Below are 16,275 nucleotides of genomic sequence, written 5' to 3'. Positions count from 1 at the left end.
CCTTTAGGAATCGCGCTTGGCTGTAGGCTAACTTGAAGAAAGCGAGTTTTCCTTCAGGTATTTATTGGGAAATATTCAGTTGATTTCAGAAATCCACTCCTTTTCCAATGCCAATAGTAGTGGTGCCACTTCTTATTCTCCGTTGAAGAATGAAAGAAATTATATTCCTCCTTAGGATATAGATGAGGAACTGTGTCTGGAGCCAAACCAAAAGAATCATTATTAATGATGAAAGAGAGTGGTATCCAAATGATGGATGTACAACAAATTGTTTTATCTAGAACCTAACTCATTTAATACGATTATCATTTCTGGATGTAAGGGCGAAAATAAACAAGAGAGGTCTTTCCCTAGGTAGAGAAAGACCTCTCTTGTTATGTTAGAAAAGATATTCAGACATCTATCATCTATACTCTGAAATAGATTAGCTTGTAGTAACATTTAAAAAATGTTCGATCACAATTGAAACTGCCCCTAATGCAGGTGCATTTCTTCCTAATGAAGAGGGCAATAGTTCACACATACTTTCCAAATGAGAATTTACCCTAGAAGAAACCTCATTCTTAATGGTATTTAACACTATCGGGTGAGATTCGATAATGTTATTTCTCAAAATAATAGCTTGTGCATCAAATGTATTGAGAATATTTGTTAAGCCAATACTGACGTAGAAGCCAAAGTTCTGGAGTGCATTTAAGACGGCTACATCATTTTTATTTGCACGTTCAACAATTTCTTTTCGTGACATATTCTTTTCGTCATTAGAAAAAGAATCCAGTAATGCTTTTTCTGATGCATATAATTCCCAGCATCCTCGGTTCCCGCAGCTGCATTTGGGACCATTAAAATCTATCGTCATATGGCCCATTTCTCCAGAAAAGCCATTTACTCCTTTATATAATTCATTATTAATAATAATTCCGACTCCAATTCCAACGTTAATACTGATGTAAATGATGTTTTCATAGTTTTTAGTAACTCCAAACACTTTCTCACCGCATGCGCCTGCATTAGCTTCATTTTCAACAAAAACAGGTACATTGAACTCGCTTTCAATTAAGAGTTGCAAATCTTCAATATACCATTCCAAGTTGGGCATGAAAATAATTTTTTGATTGCTATCCACAAGACCTGGTACACAAATACCTATTCCCACCAAACCGTAAGGAGAGTCGGGCATATGAATGATAAAGTCATGTATAAGTGCAAACAGAATTTCTTTCACTTCACCAGCTGAAGGGCTAGACAAGTCAGAAGCCTTCTCAAGGATAATGTTGCCTTCTAAATCGGTTAGAATTCCATTAAGGTAATCAACACCTATATCGATACCTATTGAATAGCCTGCATTTTTATTAAAAACAAGCATCACAGGTCTTCTGCCACCACTAGATTGTCCTGCTCCAATTTCAAAAATAAGATTTTTTTCAATTAATTCATTTACTTGGGAAGAAACAGTGGATTTATTTAACCCTGTAATCTCAGAAAGGGCTGCCCTTGAGATTGGTGAGTTTTTTAAAATTTCATTTAAAATCAACTTTTGATTCATTTTCTTTACTAATGCTTGATCTGCTATCGGAATGATAATCGCTCCTTTGTTTTACCATTGGACTAAGTGTTTTTTTTTTAACAAAAGTATAGTATGGAAATAGTATATTTCATATTATAACGTTAATTTTCTTAAAAAAACATTGAAATAACTAATTATTTTGTATATCATGAAATAAAGTTAGTTTATTGACACAACAAACTTTCTCGTTTCATATTTCTGAAGAAAGTTTTTCACTTTAATTAAAGGGGGAAGTAACACATGATTCAAACTGATACTAATAAAATTAATTATTTTGAAAGCGTAAACAAAGTCTCATATGAGGGAAAAGATTCTAAAAATCCTTTAGCTTTTAAATACTATAACCCAGAAGAAGTAGTAGGCGGTAAAACAATGAAGGAACAACTGCGATTCTCAGTTGCTTACTGGCATACATTTACAGCTGATGGGACAGATCCTTTTGGTGCAGCTACGATGCAAAGATCATGGAATAAATATAATGGAATGGACTTAGCAAAAGCTAGAGTAGAGGCAGCTTTTCAACTTTTCGAAAAATTAGGGGTTCCTTTCTTTGCGTTTCATGACCGAGACATCGCACCTGAAGGAAACACATTGAAAGAAACGAATGAAAATCTTGATGTAATCGTTAGCATGATTAAAGAATATATGAAAACAAGTAACGTAAAGTTATTGTGGAACACAGCTAATATGTTTACAAATCCTCGCTTCGTTCATGGTGCAGCAACTTCTTGTAATGCAGATGTATTTGCTTATGCAGCAGCCCAAGTAAAGAAAGGACTCGAAACGGCAAAAGAATTAGGAGCAGAAAACTATGTGTTCTGGGGCGGCCGTGAAGGCTATGAAACACTGCTCAATACAAATTTAAAGTTAGAGTTAGATAACTTGGCTAGATTTATGCATATGGCTGTAGATTATGCTAAGGAAATTGGATTTAACGGTCAATTCTTAATTGAGCCAAAACCAAAGGAACCAACAACGCATCAGTATGACACCGATGCAGCTACGACCATTTCGTTCCTAAGACAATACGGATTAGATTACCATTTTAAATTAAACCTTGAAGCTAACCATGCTACTTTAGCTGGGCATACGTTTGAACATGAATTACGCGTAGCCAGAGTTCAAGGCTTCTTGGGATCAGTGGATGCAAACCAAGGTGATCCTCTTTTAGGATGGGATACCGATGAGTTCCCAACAGATCTATATTCTACAACTTTAGCAATGTATGAGATCCTACAAAATGGAGGATTAGGTAGTGGAGGGTTAAATTTTGATGCAAAAGTGCGCAGAGGTTCCTTTGAACAAGAAGATTTAGTATATGCTCATGTGGCAGGAATGGATGCGTTCGCTAGAGGTTTAAAAGTGGCTCATAAATTATTGGAAGATCGTGTTTTTGAAAACATCATTGATGAACGCTACAGCAGTTTCAAAAAAGGAATTGGTCTTGAGATTGTTGAAGGAAGAGCCAACTTCCAAACACTAGAGCAGTATGCATTGAATAATCCAAACATTACGAATAATTCAGGAAGACAGGAACGATTAAAAGCCACCTTAAATCAATATATTTTAGAAGTTTAACGGATAAATGAGAGTAGAAATAAATTCTGCTCTCTTTTATAAAAGTGGAGGAATCAAGATGAAATATATTATAGGAATTGATCTAGGAACGAGCGCTGTCAAAACTGTTTTAGTTAATACAAAAGGTGAGATCTGTGCAGAAGCTTCTAAAAATTACCCTCTTCTGCATGAAAAAACAGGATATAGTGAACAAAATCCAGAGGAGTGGATTCAGCAGACTGCTAGTGCTTTAAATGAGCTAATCTCCAAATCCGGTGTAAGACCAGAAGATATAGAAGGAATAAGTTATTCTGGGCAAATGCACGGTCTCGTACTGTTGGATAAGAATCATAATCTCTTACGTCATGCTATTTTATGGAACGATACAAGGACGACAGCACAGTGTCATAAGCTATATGAAATGATTGGGGAGAAACGTCTTTTAGAAATAACAAAAAATCAAGCTTTGGAAGGATTTACACTACCTAAGCTGCTATGGGTTAAAGAGCATGAACCGGAGATATTTGATCAAGCAGCTGTATTTATGCTGCCTAAAGACTATTTACGCTTCAAAATGACAGGCTTAATTCATAGTGAATATTCAGATGCTGCCGGTACATTATTGTTGGACGTGAGTGAGAAAAAATGGAGCGAAGAGCTTTGTCAATTAGTGGGCATTGATATCAGCATTTGCCCATCGCTAGTGGAATCCAGTGAATGTGTCGGAACAATTAATGAAGAATTCTCTCAAAAAACAGGGCTAACATTATCGACTAAGGTATTTGCGGGTGGAGCTGATAATGCTTGTGGAGCAATTGGAGCTGGTATTCTATCATCAGGAGAAACGTTATGCAGCATCGGGACATCTGGTGTCGTACTTTCTTATGAGGAGCGAAATGATAGGGACTTTGCTGGGAAAGTGCATTATTTCAATCATGGAAAAGAAAATGCTTTTTATACGATGGGAGTTACATTATCTGCTGGCCACAGTTTAAGTTGGTTTAGAGATAATTTTGCTGAAAATGAGTCATTTGAAGAACTACTGGCCGATATAAATAATGTTCCAATTGGTTCAAATGGGCTTCTATTTACTCCATACTTAGTTGGGGAACGAACACCACATGCAGATGCTACTATACGTGGAAGCTTTATAGGAATGGATGCTTCTCATAAAAAGAGGGATTTTACAAGGGCAGTCATTGAAGGAATTACCTTCTCATTAAATGAATCAATAGAAATTATTCGAGAAAATGGAAAAGAAATTACATCTATTGTATCAATTGGCGGGGGAGCAAAAAACGATAGTTGGCTTCAGATTCAAGCAGACGTTTTTAACACAAAAATTATAAAACTATCTACTGAGCAAGGACCGGCGCTAGGGGCAGCCATGTTAGCCGCTTATGGATGTGGGTGGTACAACTCATTAAAAGAATGTGCAGAATTATTCATATCTACTTCAAAAACATATCAACCTAAATTAGAAAATGTTCCAGTGTATAAACAACTTTATGCATTATATAAAGAGGTATATTACCAAACAAAAGACTTAAGCAAAAAGTTGAATCAATTTAGCAGAAAGTAACTGGTTGCATTTGAATCATGCATCCCTTTCTTCGAAAAGGAGAGTAATATGAAAATAGAAGAGGGAATTTTCGGTGAAATGAATAGAGAATTGGTAAAGTCTTATACAATCATGAACAATCAAAACATAAAAGTAACCTGTATGTACGATTACTAGAATTGATGTACCAGACAAAGAAGGGAATATAGAAAATATCGTGTTAGGATTGGATTCTGCAGAAGATTATTTACATTATTCCCCTTATTTTGGTGCAGTGATCGGTCGAGTGGCAGGGAGAGTTAATCCACCAAACGTTGATATGGAAGGGGTTACATACCTCCTCGCTGAGAATGAAGGGAGAACTCATTTACACGGTGGTCCTGAGGGATTCCATAACGTAATCCGGAAATCCTCTACTAGTGAGAGTGTAGATGAGGCTAGTGTGACATTTAGTTTTTAGAGCTTGATCGGTCCTTACTGCCAACAGGCAATTTAATAGACGTTGAACATACATCTTTTGATTTTAGAGCGGGAAAGCGAATTATTGAAGGAGTAAAATCCGAACATCAACAAAATGAAATAGTTGGAAATGGGTATGACCATCCATTCTTATTAAGTGAAAATCATCAAAAGGAAATTTGTTTGGTTAATCCTTCTAACGGACGGAAAATGATAGTGGAAACAGATGAGCCCATATGTTGTTTTATATACGGGAAATATGTTAGAAGATATGTTAGAAGATACTTTTCTAATTAGAGGGATTCCTTGTCAAAAACACCTTGGCTTATGTTTAGAAACTCAACATCCGCCAAATGCCATTCATAATCAGCAATTACCTTCTATTTTATTAGTAAAAAATAAAGAGTATCATTCTAAAACTCGTTTTACGTTTATCGTCGAGTAAAAACCTTTGGTATTCAATGGTCTAATGTTGTTTTAGTGAAATGAAAATCTACAATGGAAGGGAGGATAAAAGCAGTTAGTAGAATGGGTGAGGGAAGAAGTCCTTCTTGTTCATTAATTTTGAAAGCGCAACCAAAAGAATGCGCTTTAATATTAAATAGACTTCATTCATAACTGTTTTTAGTAAAACATGAAGCAAAAACGAAACTCATTATATATCTTTTCGATTACATTAGTCGCCGCAATTGGAGGATTACTGTTTGGATATGATACAGCTGTAATTTCTGGAGCTGAAGAATCTTTAAAGGTTTATTTAATTGATAGCTTAGGGTTAGGACCTTTGGCACATGGCGTCACCGTATCAAGTGCTTTAATAGGATGTATTATCGGAGGTTTAATTTCCGGCTATTTTGGATCAAGACTAGGACGTAAAAAATCACTTATACTTGCAGCGATTCTTTTTATAGTATCAGCATTAGGTGCTTCTTATCCTGAATTTTTATTTTTTACAAAAGGTGAACCAACACTTTCTTTATTACTAGCTTTTAACTTTTATCGAATTATAGGGGGGATTGGTGTTGGATTAGCGTCTGCCATTTGTCCAATCTATATAGGAGAAATTGCTCCGGCTGATATTCGCGGCAGATTGGTATCATTTAATCAGTTTATGATTATTTTTGGTATGTTAGTCGTTTACTTTGTAAACTGGGGTATTGCAAATGGTGAAACGTTAGAATGGATAAATGATGTAGGATGGAGATACATGTTTGCTTCAGGAGCGATACCAGCTTTAATCTTTGCTGTACTTTTGTTATTAGTTCCAGAAACACCTCGCTATTTGGCAATACAGAATCAAGATCAAAAAGCTTTAGCTATACTTACAAGAATCAATGGATCTTCAGAAGCGAAAGCGATTCTGAGTGATATTAAAAAAACGACCACGATCAATATTTCTTCCGAAAAATTATTCACTTATGGAAAATTAGTTATTATTGTAGGTGTACTGCTTTCTGTATTTCAACAATTTGTAGGTATAAATGTAGCCTTATACTACGCACCGCGAATCTTTGAAAGCATGGGAGCAGCTAAAGATTCTTCTATGCTGCAAACCATTATTATGGGATTAGTAAATGTTATCTTTACAGTTATCGCGATTTTAACAGTTGATCGATGGGGAAGAAAACCATTATTAATAGTAGGTTCTATTGGAATGGCAATTGGTATGTTTGGTGTAGCAAGCATGGCCTTTTCTAATATAATTGGAATAGGGACGCTTGTATTTATCATTATTTATACAGCTTCATTTATGATGTCGTGGGGTCCGATCTGCTGGGTGCTAATTTCAGAGATTTTCCCTAATAAAATTCGAGGTCGGGCTGTAGCTATTGCCGTAGCTGCCCAATGGGCGGCTAACTATTTTATTTCTTCTACATATCCTATGATGATGGAATATAGTGGGGGACTAACATACGGTTTCTATGGTTCAATGAGCGTGCTTTCTGCCTTATTTGTTTGGAAAATGGTTCCTGAAACCAAAGGCAAGACTCTTGAACAGATGGAGAAAATATGGAGAAGAAATGTTAAAAGTTCAGAAGATAGTCAAATTATTTAAATAGTAAAATTCACTTAAACTGGACACAAAATATAATATAAAAGGATTCTTATTGTTGGGATAATAAGTATTGTTATTTCAGGGTTTTTATCGGAGCATGGACAGGTGGACAACAACAAAGAGCAAATTTTCATTCAGAAAAAACAAAAAGTCGGATCTTTAGGACGAAAAAAAGCATTAATCTCAGGTCTCATAGCTGTAATTCCGTTTGGGTATTTCTGGATTAAAGTGTCTTGTATAATAATACTTTGATCTTCACCTAATGGGTCTCTTACTCTAAAAAGGAAGGTTGCTGAGGCAGCCTTTTTCTTATGGTACTAACGGGGCAGGATAGTTGAAGAGTACTGTTTGATCTTTATTCAACAATTGGCCATATTCAGGAGTAAGAAAGGAAATCAGATGCTTCATCTGGAATTTGTAAGTTATGCCTGAAAAGAGCATTATTTTAGTAAAAGGGGGAGAGGGGTGGATAAGTTATTACAAGAAATCAATACAGATCCATATATTGTTAGTTCGAACATACGAAAGCATGCAGTTATCGACTATACATATCAAAACGAAAATCCTCGTTATAAAATGACGGCTTGCCATCCATCAGCTCATCATTTGCATTCTATAGAAAGAGATGTTCAGATGGTTAGAGAGGGTTTAGATTTATATACAATAGATACGCATTATATGAAAAGTGAGTTAATTTCTTCGAAAAACAAAGTAACGATTGTAGAAGGAATGAGTGTCGCATTTATTAATCCTATACAGATGGTGAAACGGAATTAATGAGAAGGTCGAGCCGTGATATTGTTGAGAGAGGAACCAATATCAATTATTTAAGGCAGTCTCATGAGGAACGTCGGGTTCAGTACGAAGTATTTATGCATCCATAAATTCAGCGTTTTGATATTATTATCAAAACTTTTGATGAAGCAATATGTCTAGAAAAAAATACATTTGAATTTAAATGCAGTAAACGGGTGCATTAACTGAAGATCGGAGTTGTCTTTAAGGCAGCTTTTTTTATAGAACTATCGGGGCAGGATAGCTCAACAAGGGTTTGTTTATTTTTATATTTTTAAGTGAGATAATATTTTGTTTTTGGAGGGAATTATGAGGGAAATTACTTTGTCTAATGGAAAAACAGTTGAAGTCGAATGTTTAAGTTGTGCTTTAACAAGTGGGGAAATAGAGCCGGATGGTGGTGTAATAGTCGAAACTGAATATTTTCACGCTCACCAAGACGTTGCATATCCCATTAAAGGTTTAGTAATTTTAGCATCTAAACGCCATATTAAGTGCTTGGACGAGTTAAATGATTTAGAAAAGGTTGATTACATAAACTTATTATCCAAGATTAGAAAAGCTCAAAGGGAAGTATTAGGGATTGAACATGTTTATTACTTTTATAATGAAGATACTACCCACCATTTTCATACTTGGATGGTTCCTCGATATGAATGGATGTACGATTTTGGACGGTCTGTGGAATCTGTTAGACCAGTTTTGCTCCATGCAAGAAACAAATTGAATAATGATGAAAATGTAAAAAGTGTAATTGATGGAATTAAGGCTTTAAAAAAAGAACTATACACTTAATCCCTCCTTGTCCCACTAACAGTTGCTTTGGCAGCTCTTTTTTTTATGCAACAAACGGTGCAGGGCAGGTTAAAGAAGGGATTTGGACTACGAAAAAAAGACATTCTGTTTTCAAGAATGTCTTTTATTAATTTAGTATTGTATTTTAAGCTTTTCTTTTTCAACAATATCCTTAGCAATATCTTCGATGGTTACATTTTCCAGTGCCTTTTCCATAGCAAATTGAGCCGCTGACAACACAGGAGTGATCGAATCTTGAATGTTCCTGCCCACAAGGCAATCAGGGTGCGGATTTTCATGCATACTAAACAATTCTTTTTCCTGCACAACATCGACCGCCTTATAAACGTTAAGTAATGTTATATAAGAAGGTTCCTTGGCTAGTTTTGCCCCTGCAATACCAGGTTGTACTTCAATTAACCCTGCCTTTTTTAACATACCCATAATTTTTCTTATCAAGGTTGGGTTTGTGTTTACGCTCCCCGCTAAGAACTCCGATGAGCTTATTCCCTCTTTATTTAATTCAATAAGAGCTAATATATGAACACCAACGGTAAATCGGCTGCTGATGGACATATCATTCACCTACCTTTTACTTCATCGCAAAGTTTATTACACAGATAATCATGTATTTAATTTGTTTACAACGTATTATACCTTAAAATTTGAAGAAAATATAAAAGGTTTATAAATTGGTTGACAAGACAAACGCATGTATCTATTATAAATACATGTATTAGATATAGATACAGGTTAATGGATGTTTAATTTGAATATAAAAAATTATTGGAGGAATCCCAAATGAAAATATTAGTAACAGGAGCAACAGGAAAGTTGGGAACGAAAGTTGTAGAAACCTTATTGAAAACTGTACCAGCTAATCAACTGGCTGTAAGTGTGAGAAATCCAGAGAAAGCAGAAGAATTAAGAACTCGCGGAGTAGACGTACGTCAAGGAGATTTTGATCGTCCAGAAACATTGGATACAGCTTTTGCAGGAATTGATCGCTTGTTAATTATTTCTGCGGATGGAGACAATGAAACAAGGATACGTCAGCATTCAAATGCGGTAGTTGCGGCAGAGCGTGCTGGAGTTAAATTTATTGCTTATACTAGCTTGGCCAATGCAAAGGAAAGTAAAAATTTTCTTGCTCCAACGCATCAGGCAACAGAAGAATCCATTCTGAAAACAGGCATTCCATACTCCTTCTTACGCAACAACTGGTATTTGGAGAATGAAATTTCAAGTATTCAAGGTGTTCAAGCAGGAGCTCCTTGGGTGACATCAGCAGGAAATGGCAAGGTAGGATGGGCACTACAACAAGATTATGCAGAAGCTGCGGCATCGGTACTATCTGGTAACGGACATGAAAATACAATCTATGAGCTTTCAGGCAAGTTATTGACTCAGGAAGAACTTGCATCTGCAGTTGGTAATGTATTGGGTAAAGAAGTACCTGTTCAAAAGGTTGATGATGCTACTTATGCTGATATTATGAAAAATGTTGGCTTACCTGATTTCCTTATTCCTATGCTCGTTGATATCCAAAAAGGCGTTCGAGAAGGCACCCTTGAAGTAGAAAGCAATGATTTCGAAAAACTTCTTGGACGGTCAGCTACACCAATTAGTGAGGGCTTAACTCAAATCATTAAAGGTATCTCTTAAACAGCATAATTGAACTTAGTTTAAATTAGAAAGGTCGGTCGGTTTTAAATATAAGAATCATGCAACGCCAATAAGAGATTACTTGTATTCAATATGTAAAATGTTCATGGGGAAGGTTGCTAAGGCAGCCTTTTTCTTATAGAGCTAAAGGGGCAGAATAGTTGAAGACGGAAAGGGAAAGACAACATCCACCCAGCGATTAATTTGGTTGATGGAGCTAACAAGACGCTTAACGATCACATCTCGGTTAGCCATAAGGACACGAAGTTTTTCAAATGATCTGAAGTGGAACGAATGAAGGCATAGTAGCCATTCTTTACCATATCAGCGATGACAAGGGCATCTTTTTTATCACTTTTGGATTGCGTATTATCACGATTTTCTTTGTTTCTTTTGACATGGTAAGGATTGACCGTAACGACATCCATGTTTTGTTTGACTAGCCACTTTGAGAGGTTCATCCAATAATGACCGGTAGGTTCCATTCCGACTATCGTGGTGTCTAGGTTTTTCATGTGTTTTAGTTCCTTGATCCAGTTTAGTATCTAGTAAAACTATGCTAGAGTCCCTGGAGATTGGATTGTTCCTATGCCGGTCAACTTATCCTTAAAAGATGCTATGGTTTTTGGAACAGCAGGGTTCACGGCTGCCCTTTCTATCATAGCTTTAGAGGAGAAAGGTATGGATATAATTAAAAATCCTAGGATTCTAGTCACTGGTTCAACTGGTGGAGTAGGTAGTATTGCTTTACAAATTTTATCTAAAATTGGTTACAAAAATATTGCTGCTTTAGTTCGAAAAGAACACCAAATAGAGGTAGCTATATCTTTAGGAGCTACCGATGTCATTTTTGTAAATGAATTAGGAGTGCAAAATAAACCATTAAATAAGCAAAAGTTTGACTTTGTCCTAGATACTGTTGGTGGGGAAATTGCTTCTGTATTAATTCCTCAAATTTCTTATGGTGGATGTATGAGTATGTGTGGGAATGCAGGTGGTATAAAACTAACATCAACAGTATTGCCGTTTATACTTAGAGGAATTAACCTTTTGGGAATTGCTTCTGTAAATGTACCAATAAAAGATCGTGGTTATATTTGGGAGAAAATAGTGAATGAATGGAATATTTCTCAAACTACTCTAATAAGTGAAATTTCACTTGAAGAATTACCTCAAACGATTGAAGCGATTAAAAATGGTCACCATTTGGGAAGAACAATTATTAAATATTAAAAAACATTTAACCTTTTTCAAGAAGTAAACAACGCTTATCTTAGTTAGCTGAAGATCAGAGCTGTCTTTAAGGCAGCTTTTTCTTATGGAACCATCGGGGCAGCTAGTTGAAGAGTACATAAGGAGTTATTCAACAATTGGCCAGATTGCGAAGGAAGAATTGCGCTGACTTACAAAAGGTAAATTAGTAAGGATAAATAGTGGTGAACCGAAAAGAAGGCGCTTTTAAGTGAAACTATTATTTGGAATTTAATGCATAAGCCCCTTTAGTTTAAGTAGAAACCTTCAAAGTCTCAATAGACGGGATCATGGTCCCAAGCACCGTACGTCCTACCCTGATGTAAACCATTCGATGGCTATTGCCAAAGAAGAGATCTTCGGCCCTGTTGTAGCGGCAATGCCGTTTGATGATTTAAATGATTTGATTGTAAAAGCAAATGATTCCGATTTCGGTTTAGCGTCTGGAATTTGGACAAAGGATATTAAGAAAGCTCACTACCTCGCACATCGGATTAAAGCGGGTACAGTATGGGTCAACTGCTATAATGCATTTGATGCAGCAAGTCCATTTGGCGGCTACAAGCAATCTGGTATTGATCGTGAAATGGGAAGTTACGTATTAGTTAACTATACAGAAGTGAAGAGTGTCTGGGTGAACATGGACTAAGTCCTCCAACTCTTCCATTTTATATAAAATCATTTTAGTAAGAGGTGAGACGTGTACGGAACGTGTGACAACGTTTATACACGTCTTTTTTTGTAGCAGACTAACAAAAACCTCTTTAACCTCTTATATTTAACCAAATGGCATAAGGGAGACACCTTCTTTTTTAAAGTGGTCCATATACACATGTCTAGTTAGGTACTAATAAAATTCCTTGATTTAAAAAGTAGAAAAAGTGCTAGGACATGTAAGTTATGTCTAGGGACATTTAAAATTCAGAAAATTATAATAAGTTTATCAAAGTAAAAAAGAGGAGGTTATAGTCAAAAGAAAATATTCAACCTATTACGTTAGCAGTACGTAGGCTCCTTGCCAGCTAGTTGAGCAACAAACTTCCAATGGAAGGAAACAAGGATACGCCCCATGGCTTCATGGAGGTGACTTTTAAAAAATGGAAAGAAGGTGTGTCCCATAAAAGCATTAAAAGGGGAATAATCGCCGAGTTTATTGGCTCTTTTATTCTGATTTTCTTTGGTGCTGGCTGTGTCGCTGCTCTTGTCTTAAATGAAGCCCAATACACGATTTGGGGTTTAGCCATCATTTGGGAATAGAGGTGAGTTTGGCTCTTTATTTAACCGCAGCGATTTCGGGAGCGCACATTAACCCAGCGGTCACCTTATTGCTCGCCATTTATCACAAGTTCTCTTGGGCCAAGGTAATCCCTTATATGTTCGCACAAATAGCAGGTACCTTTACAGGGGCTGCCTTAGTCTATGGGCTCTATCACAATGGTTTTCTTCACTATGACGACAAACGAAATCATTCGTGGGAGTGCAGAAAGTCAACCTTTGGCAAGTATCTTTTCACCTTCCCTGCCCCCTATCTCAATCATTTTCAAGCGGCATTAGTCCTTTGGTACGTTAACTGGGGGCATTGAATCCAGCACGAGATTTCAGTCCTAAATTATTTTCCGCGCTAGTTGGCTGGGGACCTATCGCTTTTCCCGAAATTAAAGGCTATTTTTGGGTACCTATAATCGCACCTATGGTCGGGGCGATTATCGGGGGCGGACTGTATCACTCTCTCATTGGAACCTCTCTGAAAATAGTAAGCACTCAGGAAGAAATTGCTGCTTCTACGGAAACACATTCATCTTAAAAAATTATCTAACCAAATAATGATAGAAAGAGGGATATTTCTTATGCTGCGTTCAAAACGATTTGAGATTTTAGAAGAAAGACCCGTGAATAAAGATGGATTTGTCAAAGAATGGCCAGAAATGGGATTTGTTGCAATGACAGGTCCTAATGATCCAAAGCCTTCTATCAAAGTAGAAAATGGCACGATTGTAGAATTGGATGAAAAAAGACGAGAAGACTTCGATATGCTCGACCAGTTTATTGCCGATTATACGATTGATGCAAGCGTAACGGAAAAAATCATGGCTCTTGACAGCTTGGAAATTGCCCGAAAACTTGTGGATATTAATGTCCCTCGTTCAGAAATCGTAGAGCTGTCAAAAGGACTCACGCCAGCAAAAGTGTTGGAAGTACTTAATCATATGAATGTCGTGGAAATGATGATGGCTTTACAAAAGATGAGGGCAAGAAAAACGCCGTCCAACCAATGTCATGTCACGAACGTGCGTGATAATCCTGTCCTCATGGCGGCGGATGCTGCAGAAGCGGGAGTTTACGGATTTGATGAACAGGAAACAACTGTTGGAGTTGTTCGTTATGCCCCCTTCAATGCGTTAGCATTACTCGTCGGTTCCCAAACCGCAAGAGGAGGAATCTTAACACAGGATTCATTAGAAGAAGCGACAGAACTTCGTTTAGCCATGCTTGGATTAACGTCTTACGCTGAAACCATTTCAATTTATGGCACAGAGTCTGTGTTCATGGACGGAGATGATACCCCATGGTCTAAATCATTTTTAGCCTCTGCATATGCTTCACGCGGTGCTAAAATGCGCTTTACATCAGGTACAGGTTCAGAAGTGCAAATGGCCGGAGCAGAAGGGAAATCCATGCTCTATTTAGAAATTCGCTGCGTGATGATGGCCAAGGGAGCAGGCGTGCAAGGGCTACAAAATGGTTCCATTAGTTGTATTGGTATACCAGCCTCTGTACCGAGCGGAATCCGCGCCGTATTAGCAGAAAATTTGGCGACTACCTTGTTTGATATGGAAGTAGCATCAGGAAACGACCAAACGTTTTCCCATTCGGAAATCCGACGTAGCGCTAAAATGCTGTGCCAAATGCTACCTGGTACAGATTTTATCTTTGCTGGATTTAGTGCTGTACCGAACAACGAGGATATGTTTGCAGGATCAAATATGGATTCCAGCGATCTGGATGATTACTTGATTCTTCAACGCGACATGATGGTGGACGGCGGTTTAAAACCAGTAAGCGAAGAAGAGGTAATCAAAGTCCGTTATCAAGCGGCGAAAGCGTTGCAAGCCATTTTTGATGAGCTAGGATTCCCGGTCATTACAGATGAAGAAGTGGAAGCTGCCACTTATGCCAACAGTAGCGAAGATATGCCGACAAGAAACGTGGTAGAGGACTTAAAGTCGGCCGAGCAGATATTACAGGATGGGATTTCAGGATTTGACATCGCGCTTATTTTAGCGAAACGCGGATATCGACAAACAGCTGAGCGGATTTTCGATTTGTTAAAACAAAGGGTTGCTGGTGACTATTTGCATACATCAGCCATTATCAATAAGGATAATGTGGTGATAAGTGCGGTCAATGATGAAAATGACTATAAAGGACCTGGAACGGGCTATCGCCTTAGTCCGGAAAGATGGGAAGAAATCAAAAACATTCGTCAAGCTATCAGTCCGAAAGACTTTGATTAAAGGAGGGAGCAAACATGACGGTACCAACGTTTTCTATTGAAATGAAATTAACAGAAATTGGGACGCCAGCGAAAGGAACGAATGCAAGAGAAGTGATAGTAGCCATAGGCCCAGCTTTTGGAAAAGAGATGAATAAAACAATCGTGAAAGTTGATCACGCTTTGGTTCTGCGTGAAATCCTATCTGGAATTGAAGAGCAGGGAGCCGTTCCTCGGGTGATTCGTAGCTTGCGAACGGCTGACTTAGCTTTTATGGCGCATGGAGCAGCCAAAATAAGTGGTTCAGGTATAAGCATTGGCTTGCAGTCGAGGGGAACGATTGTAATCCACCAGCGCGATTTGGATCCGCTAAGTAATCTTGAATTATTCCCTCAATCTCCAGTCATTACGTTAGACATGTACCGGGAGATAGGACGGAATGCTGCCATGTATGCGTTAGGGGAAAGCCCTAATCCAGTACTGGTAGTAAATGACGAAATGACACGTCCTAAATATCAGGCGGCAGCTGCCTTGCTTTATTTAAAAGAGTGTCAGTCACTGGTTCCAGAACAGAAGCCAGTTGAATTGAAAGCCGAATTTTTCATAAAAGAATAGGGGGATGAACATGGAAAATACAATGAAAGAAAAAATAGAATTTCTAACAAAAGAAGACTATCCACTAGGTTCAAAAAGGCCGGATTTATTGTTTACACCTAGAGAACAGGCTTACAACGATTTAACATTGGATGCTGCTTTAAAAGGAGAGATAACAGGAGCCGATTTACGTATCAGCCCCAAAACGCTTGAAATGCATGCAAACATTACTGAAAGTTTAGGAAGAACACAACTCGCGAAAAATTTTCGCCGAGCAGCTGAAATGATCAAAATATCTGATGCCCGTATACTAGAAATCTATAATGCTTTGCGCCCGAACCGTTCTACGAAAGAAGAGCTTTTAGCGATTGCCGATGAACTAGAAGAAGAATACGAAGCGACAGAAAACGCAGAATTAATCCGTGAAGCGGCAAATGTGTACGAAAGACGCGGAAGATTAAAGAAGAATGAGGACTAAAGGT

At 37.5% G+C, this 16,275-nt stretch carries 17 protein-coding genes and 3 pseudogenes; 17 read left to right on the top strand and 3 right to left on the bottom strand.

Annotated elements, in window-relative coordinates; all coding sequences use genetic code 11:
• Positions 1-424 precede the first annotated feature (424 nt).
• Positions 425-1,579, bottom strand: a complete 1,155-nt coding sequence (gene xylR / locus ACZ9AO_RS24455) for a transcriptional repressor XylR (protein WP_251542680.1) — start codon at positions 1,577-1,579, stop codon at positions 425-427.
• A gap of 228 nt (positions 1,580-1,807) precedes the next feature.
• Here xylR and xylA point away from each other — a divergent pair, with 228 nt between their 5' ends.
• From xylA to ACZ9AO_RS24415, 8 genes and pseudogenes are all read left to right on the top strand, one after another.
• Complete coding sequence (gene xylA, locus ACZ9AO_RS24450) at positions 1,808-3,145, top strand: xylose isomerase (protein ID WP_476110911.1); 1,338 nt, start codon at positions 1,808-1,810, stop codon at positions 3,143-3,145.
• A 58-nt stretch (positions 3,146-3,203) separates the two neighbouring features.
• Complete coding sequence (xylB, locus tag ACZ9AO_RS24445) at positions 3,204-4,706, top strand: xylulokinase (RefSeq protein ID WP_476110909.1); 1,503 nt, start codon at positions 3,204-3,206, stop codon at positions 4,704-4,706.
• Between the two features lie 196 nt (positions 4,707-4,902).
• Complete coding sequence (locus ACZ9AO_RS24440) at positions 4,903-5,145, top strand: aldose epimerase family protein (protein WP_289349514.1); 243 nt, start codon at positions 4,903-4,905, stop codon at positions 5,143-5,145.
• A 17-nt stretch (positions 5,146-5,162) separates the two neighbouring features.
• Complete coding sequence (locus ACZ9AO_RS24435) at positions 5,163-5,441, top strand: aldose epimerase family protein (protein WP_476110937.1); 279 nt, start codon at positions 5,163-5,165, stop codon at positions 5,439-5,441.
• Positions 5,371-5,589 (top strand): aldose epimerase family protein, encoded by a 219-nt coding sequence (locus ACZ9AO_RS24430; RefSeq protein WP_476110906.1) that lies wholly within the window; start codon positions 5,371-5,373, stop codon positions 5,587-5,589. Before ACZ9AO_RS24435 ends, ACZ9AO_RS24430 begins: the two co-directional genes overlap by 71 nt.
• Positions 5,590-5,778: 189 nt before the next feature.
• Entirely contained in the window at positions 5,779-7,200 is a 1,422-nt protein-coding gene (gene xylE / locus ACZ9AO_RS24425; RefSeq protein WP_251542673.1) for a D-xylose transporter XylE, read from the top strand.
• Positions 7,201-7,686: 486 nt separating this feature from the next.
• Positions 7,687-8,180: pseudogene (locus tag ACZ9AO_RS24420) on the top strand (phosphoribulokinase); the annotation flags it as partial.
• Positions 8,181-8,304: 124 nt separating this feature from the next.
• A complete protein-coding gene (locus tag ACZ9AO_RS24415) occupies positions 8,305-8,790 on the top strand; it encodes an HIT family protein (protein WP_249598321.1) in 486 nt (161 codons plus the stop codon).
• Between the two features lie 132 nt (positions 8,791-8,922).
• On the opposite strand, the gene ACZ9AO_RS24410 is transcribed toward ACZ9AO_RS24415, so the two are convergent.
• A complete protein-coding gene (locus ACZ9AO_RS24410) occupies positions 8,923-9,366 on the bottom strand; it encodes an Rrf2 family transcriptional regulator (RefSeq protein WP_323599313.1) in 444 nt (147 codons plus the stop codon).
• A gap of 225 nt (positions 9,367-9,591) precedes the next feature.
• Here ACZ9AO_RS24410 and ACZ9AO_RS24405 point away from each other — a divergent pair, with 225 nt between their 5' ends.
• Positions 9,592-10,455: an SDR family oxidoreductase gene (locus ACZ9AO_RS24405; RefSeq protein WP_476110903.1), complete on the top strand. Its 864-nt coding sequence runs from the start codon at positions 9,592-9,594 to the stop codon at positions 10,453-10,455.
• 174 nt (positions 10,456-10,629) lie between these two features.
• Here the strand turns inward: ACZ9AO_RS24405 and ACZ9AO_RS24400 are convergent.
• Positions 10,630-11,000: pseudogene (locus tag ACZ9AO_RS24400) on the bottom strand (IS110 family transposase); the annotation flags it as partial.
• 43 nt (positions 11,001-11,043) lie between these two features.
• On the opposite strand from ACZ9AO_RS24400, the gene ACZ9AO_RS24395 reads away from it, so the two are divergent.
• The 8 genes and pseudogenes from ACZ9AO_RS24395 to ACZ9AO_RS24360 all read left to right on the top strand — a co-directional run bounded on the left by ACZ9AO_RS24395 (position 11,044) and on the right by ACZ9AO_RS24360 (position 16,271).
• Positions 11,044-11,688, top strand: a complete 645-nt coding sequence (locus ACZ9AO_RS24395; protein ID WP_251543831.1) for a zinc-binding dehydrogenase — start codon at positions 11,044-11,046, stop codon at positions 11,686-11,688.
• A 325-nt stretch (positions 11,689-12,013) separates the two neighbouring features.
• Positions 12,014-12,355, top strand: a pseudogene (locus tag ACZ9AO_RS24390) (aldehyde dehydrogenase family protein); the annotation flags it as partial.
• A gap of 428 nt (positions 12,356-12,783) precedes the next feature.
• Positions 12,784-12,963, top strand: a complete 180-nt coding sequence (locus ACZ9AO_RS24385; RefSeq protein WP_476110901.1) for a hypothetical protein — start codon at positions 12,784-12,786, stop codon at positions 12,961-12,963.
• Complete coding sequence (locus tag ACZ9AO_RS24380) at positions 12,954-13,289, top strand: aquaporin (protein WP_476110899.1); 336 nt, start codon at positions 12,954-12,956, stop codon at positions 13,287-13,289. The genes ACZ9AO_RS24385 and ACZ9AO_RS24380 overlap by 10 nt, the downstream gene beginning before the upstream one ends.
• Positions 13,286-13,510, top strand: a complete 225-nt coding sequence (locus tag ACZ9AO_RS24375; RefSeq protein WP_251543827.1) for an aquaporin — start codon at positions 13,286-13,288, stop codon at positions 13,508-13,510. The genes ACZ9AO_RS24380 and ACZ9AO_RS24375 overlap by 4 nt, the downstream gene beginning before the upstream one ends.
• A gap of 46 nt (positions 13,511-13,556) precedes the next feature.
• A complete protein-coding gene (locus tag ACZ9AO_RS24370) occupies positions 13,557-15,221 on the top strand; it encodes a propanediol/glycerol family dehydratase large subunit (protein WP_241637644.1) in 1,665 nt (554 codons plus the stop codon).
• A gap of 14 nt (positions 15,222-15,235) precedes the next feature.
• A complete protein-coding gene (locus ACZ9AO_RS24365; RefSeq protein WP_095394192.1) occupies positions 15,236-15,814 on the top strand; it encodes a propanediol/glycerol family dehydratase medium subunit in 579 nt (192 codons plus the stop codon).
• A gap of 10 nt (positions 15,815-15,824) precedes the next feature.
• Entirely contained in the window at positions 15,825-16,271 is a 447-nt protein-coding gene (locus tag ACZ9AO_RS24360; protein WP_476110896.1) for a diol dehydratase small subunit, read from the top strand.
• The last annotated feature ends 4 nt before the right edge of the window (positions 16,272-16,275 follow it).

The organism is Peribacillus sp. TE19612, assembly GCF_056279465.1.
The sequence above is the reverse complement of the archived record's forward strand: the minus strand, read 5'-3'. Positions and strand labels throughout refer to the sequence as shown.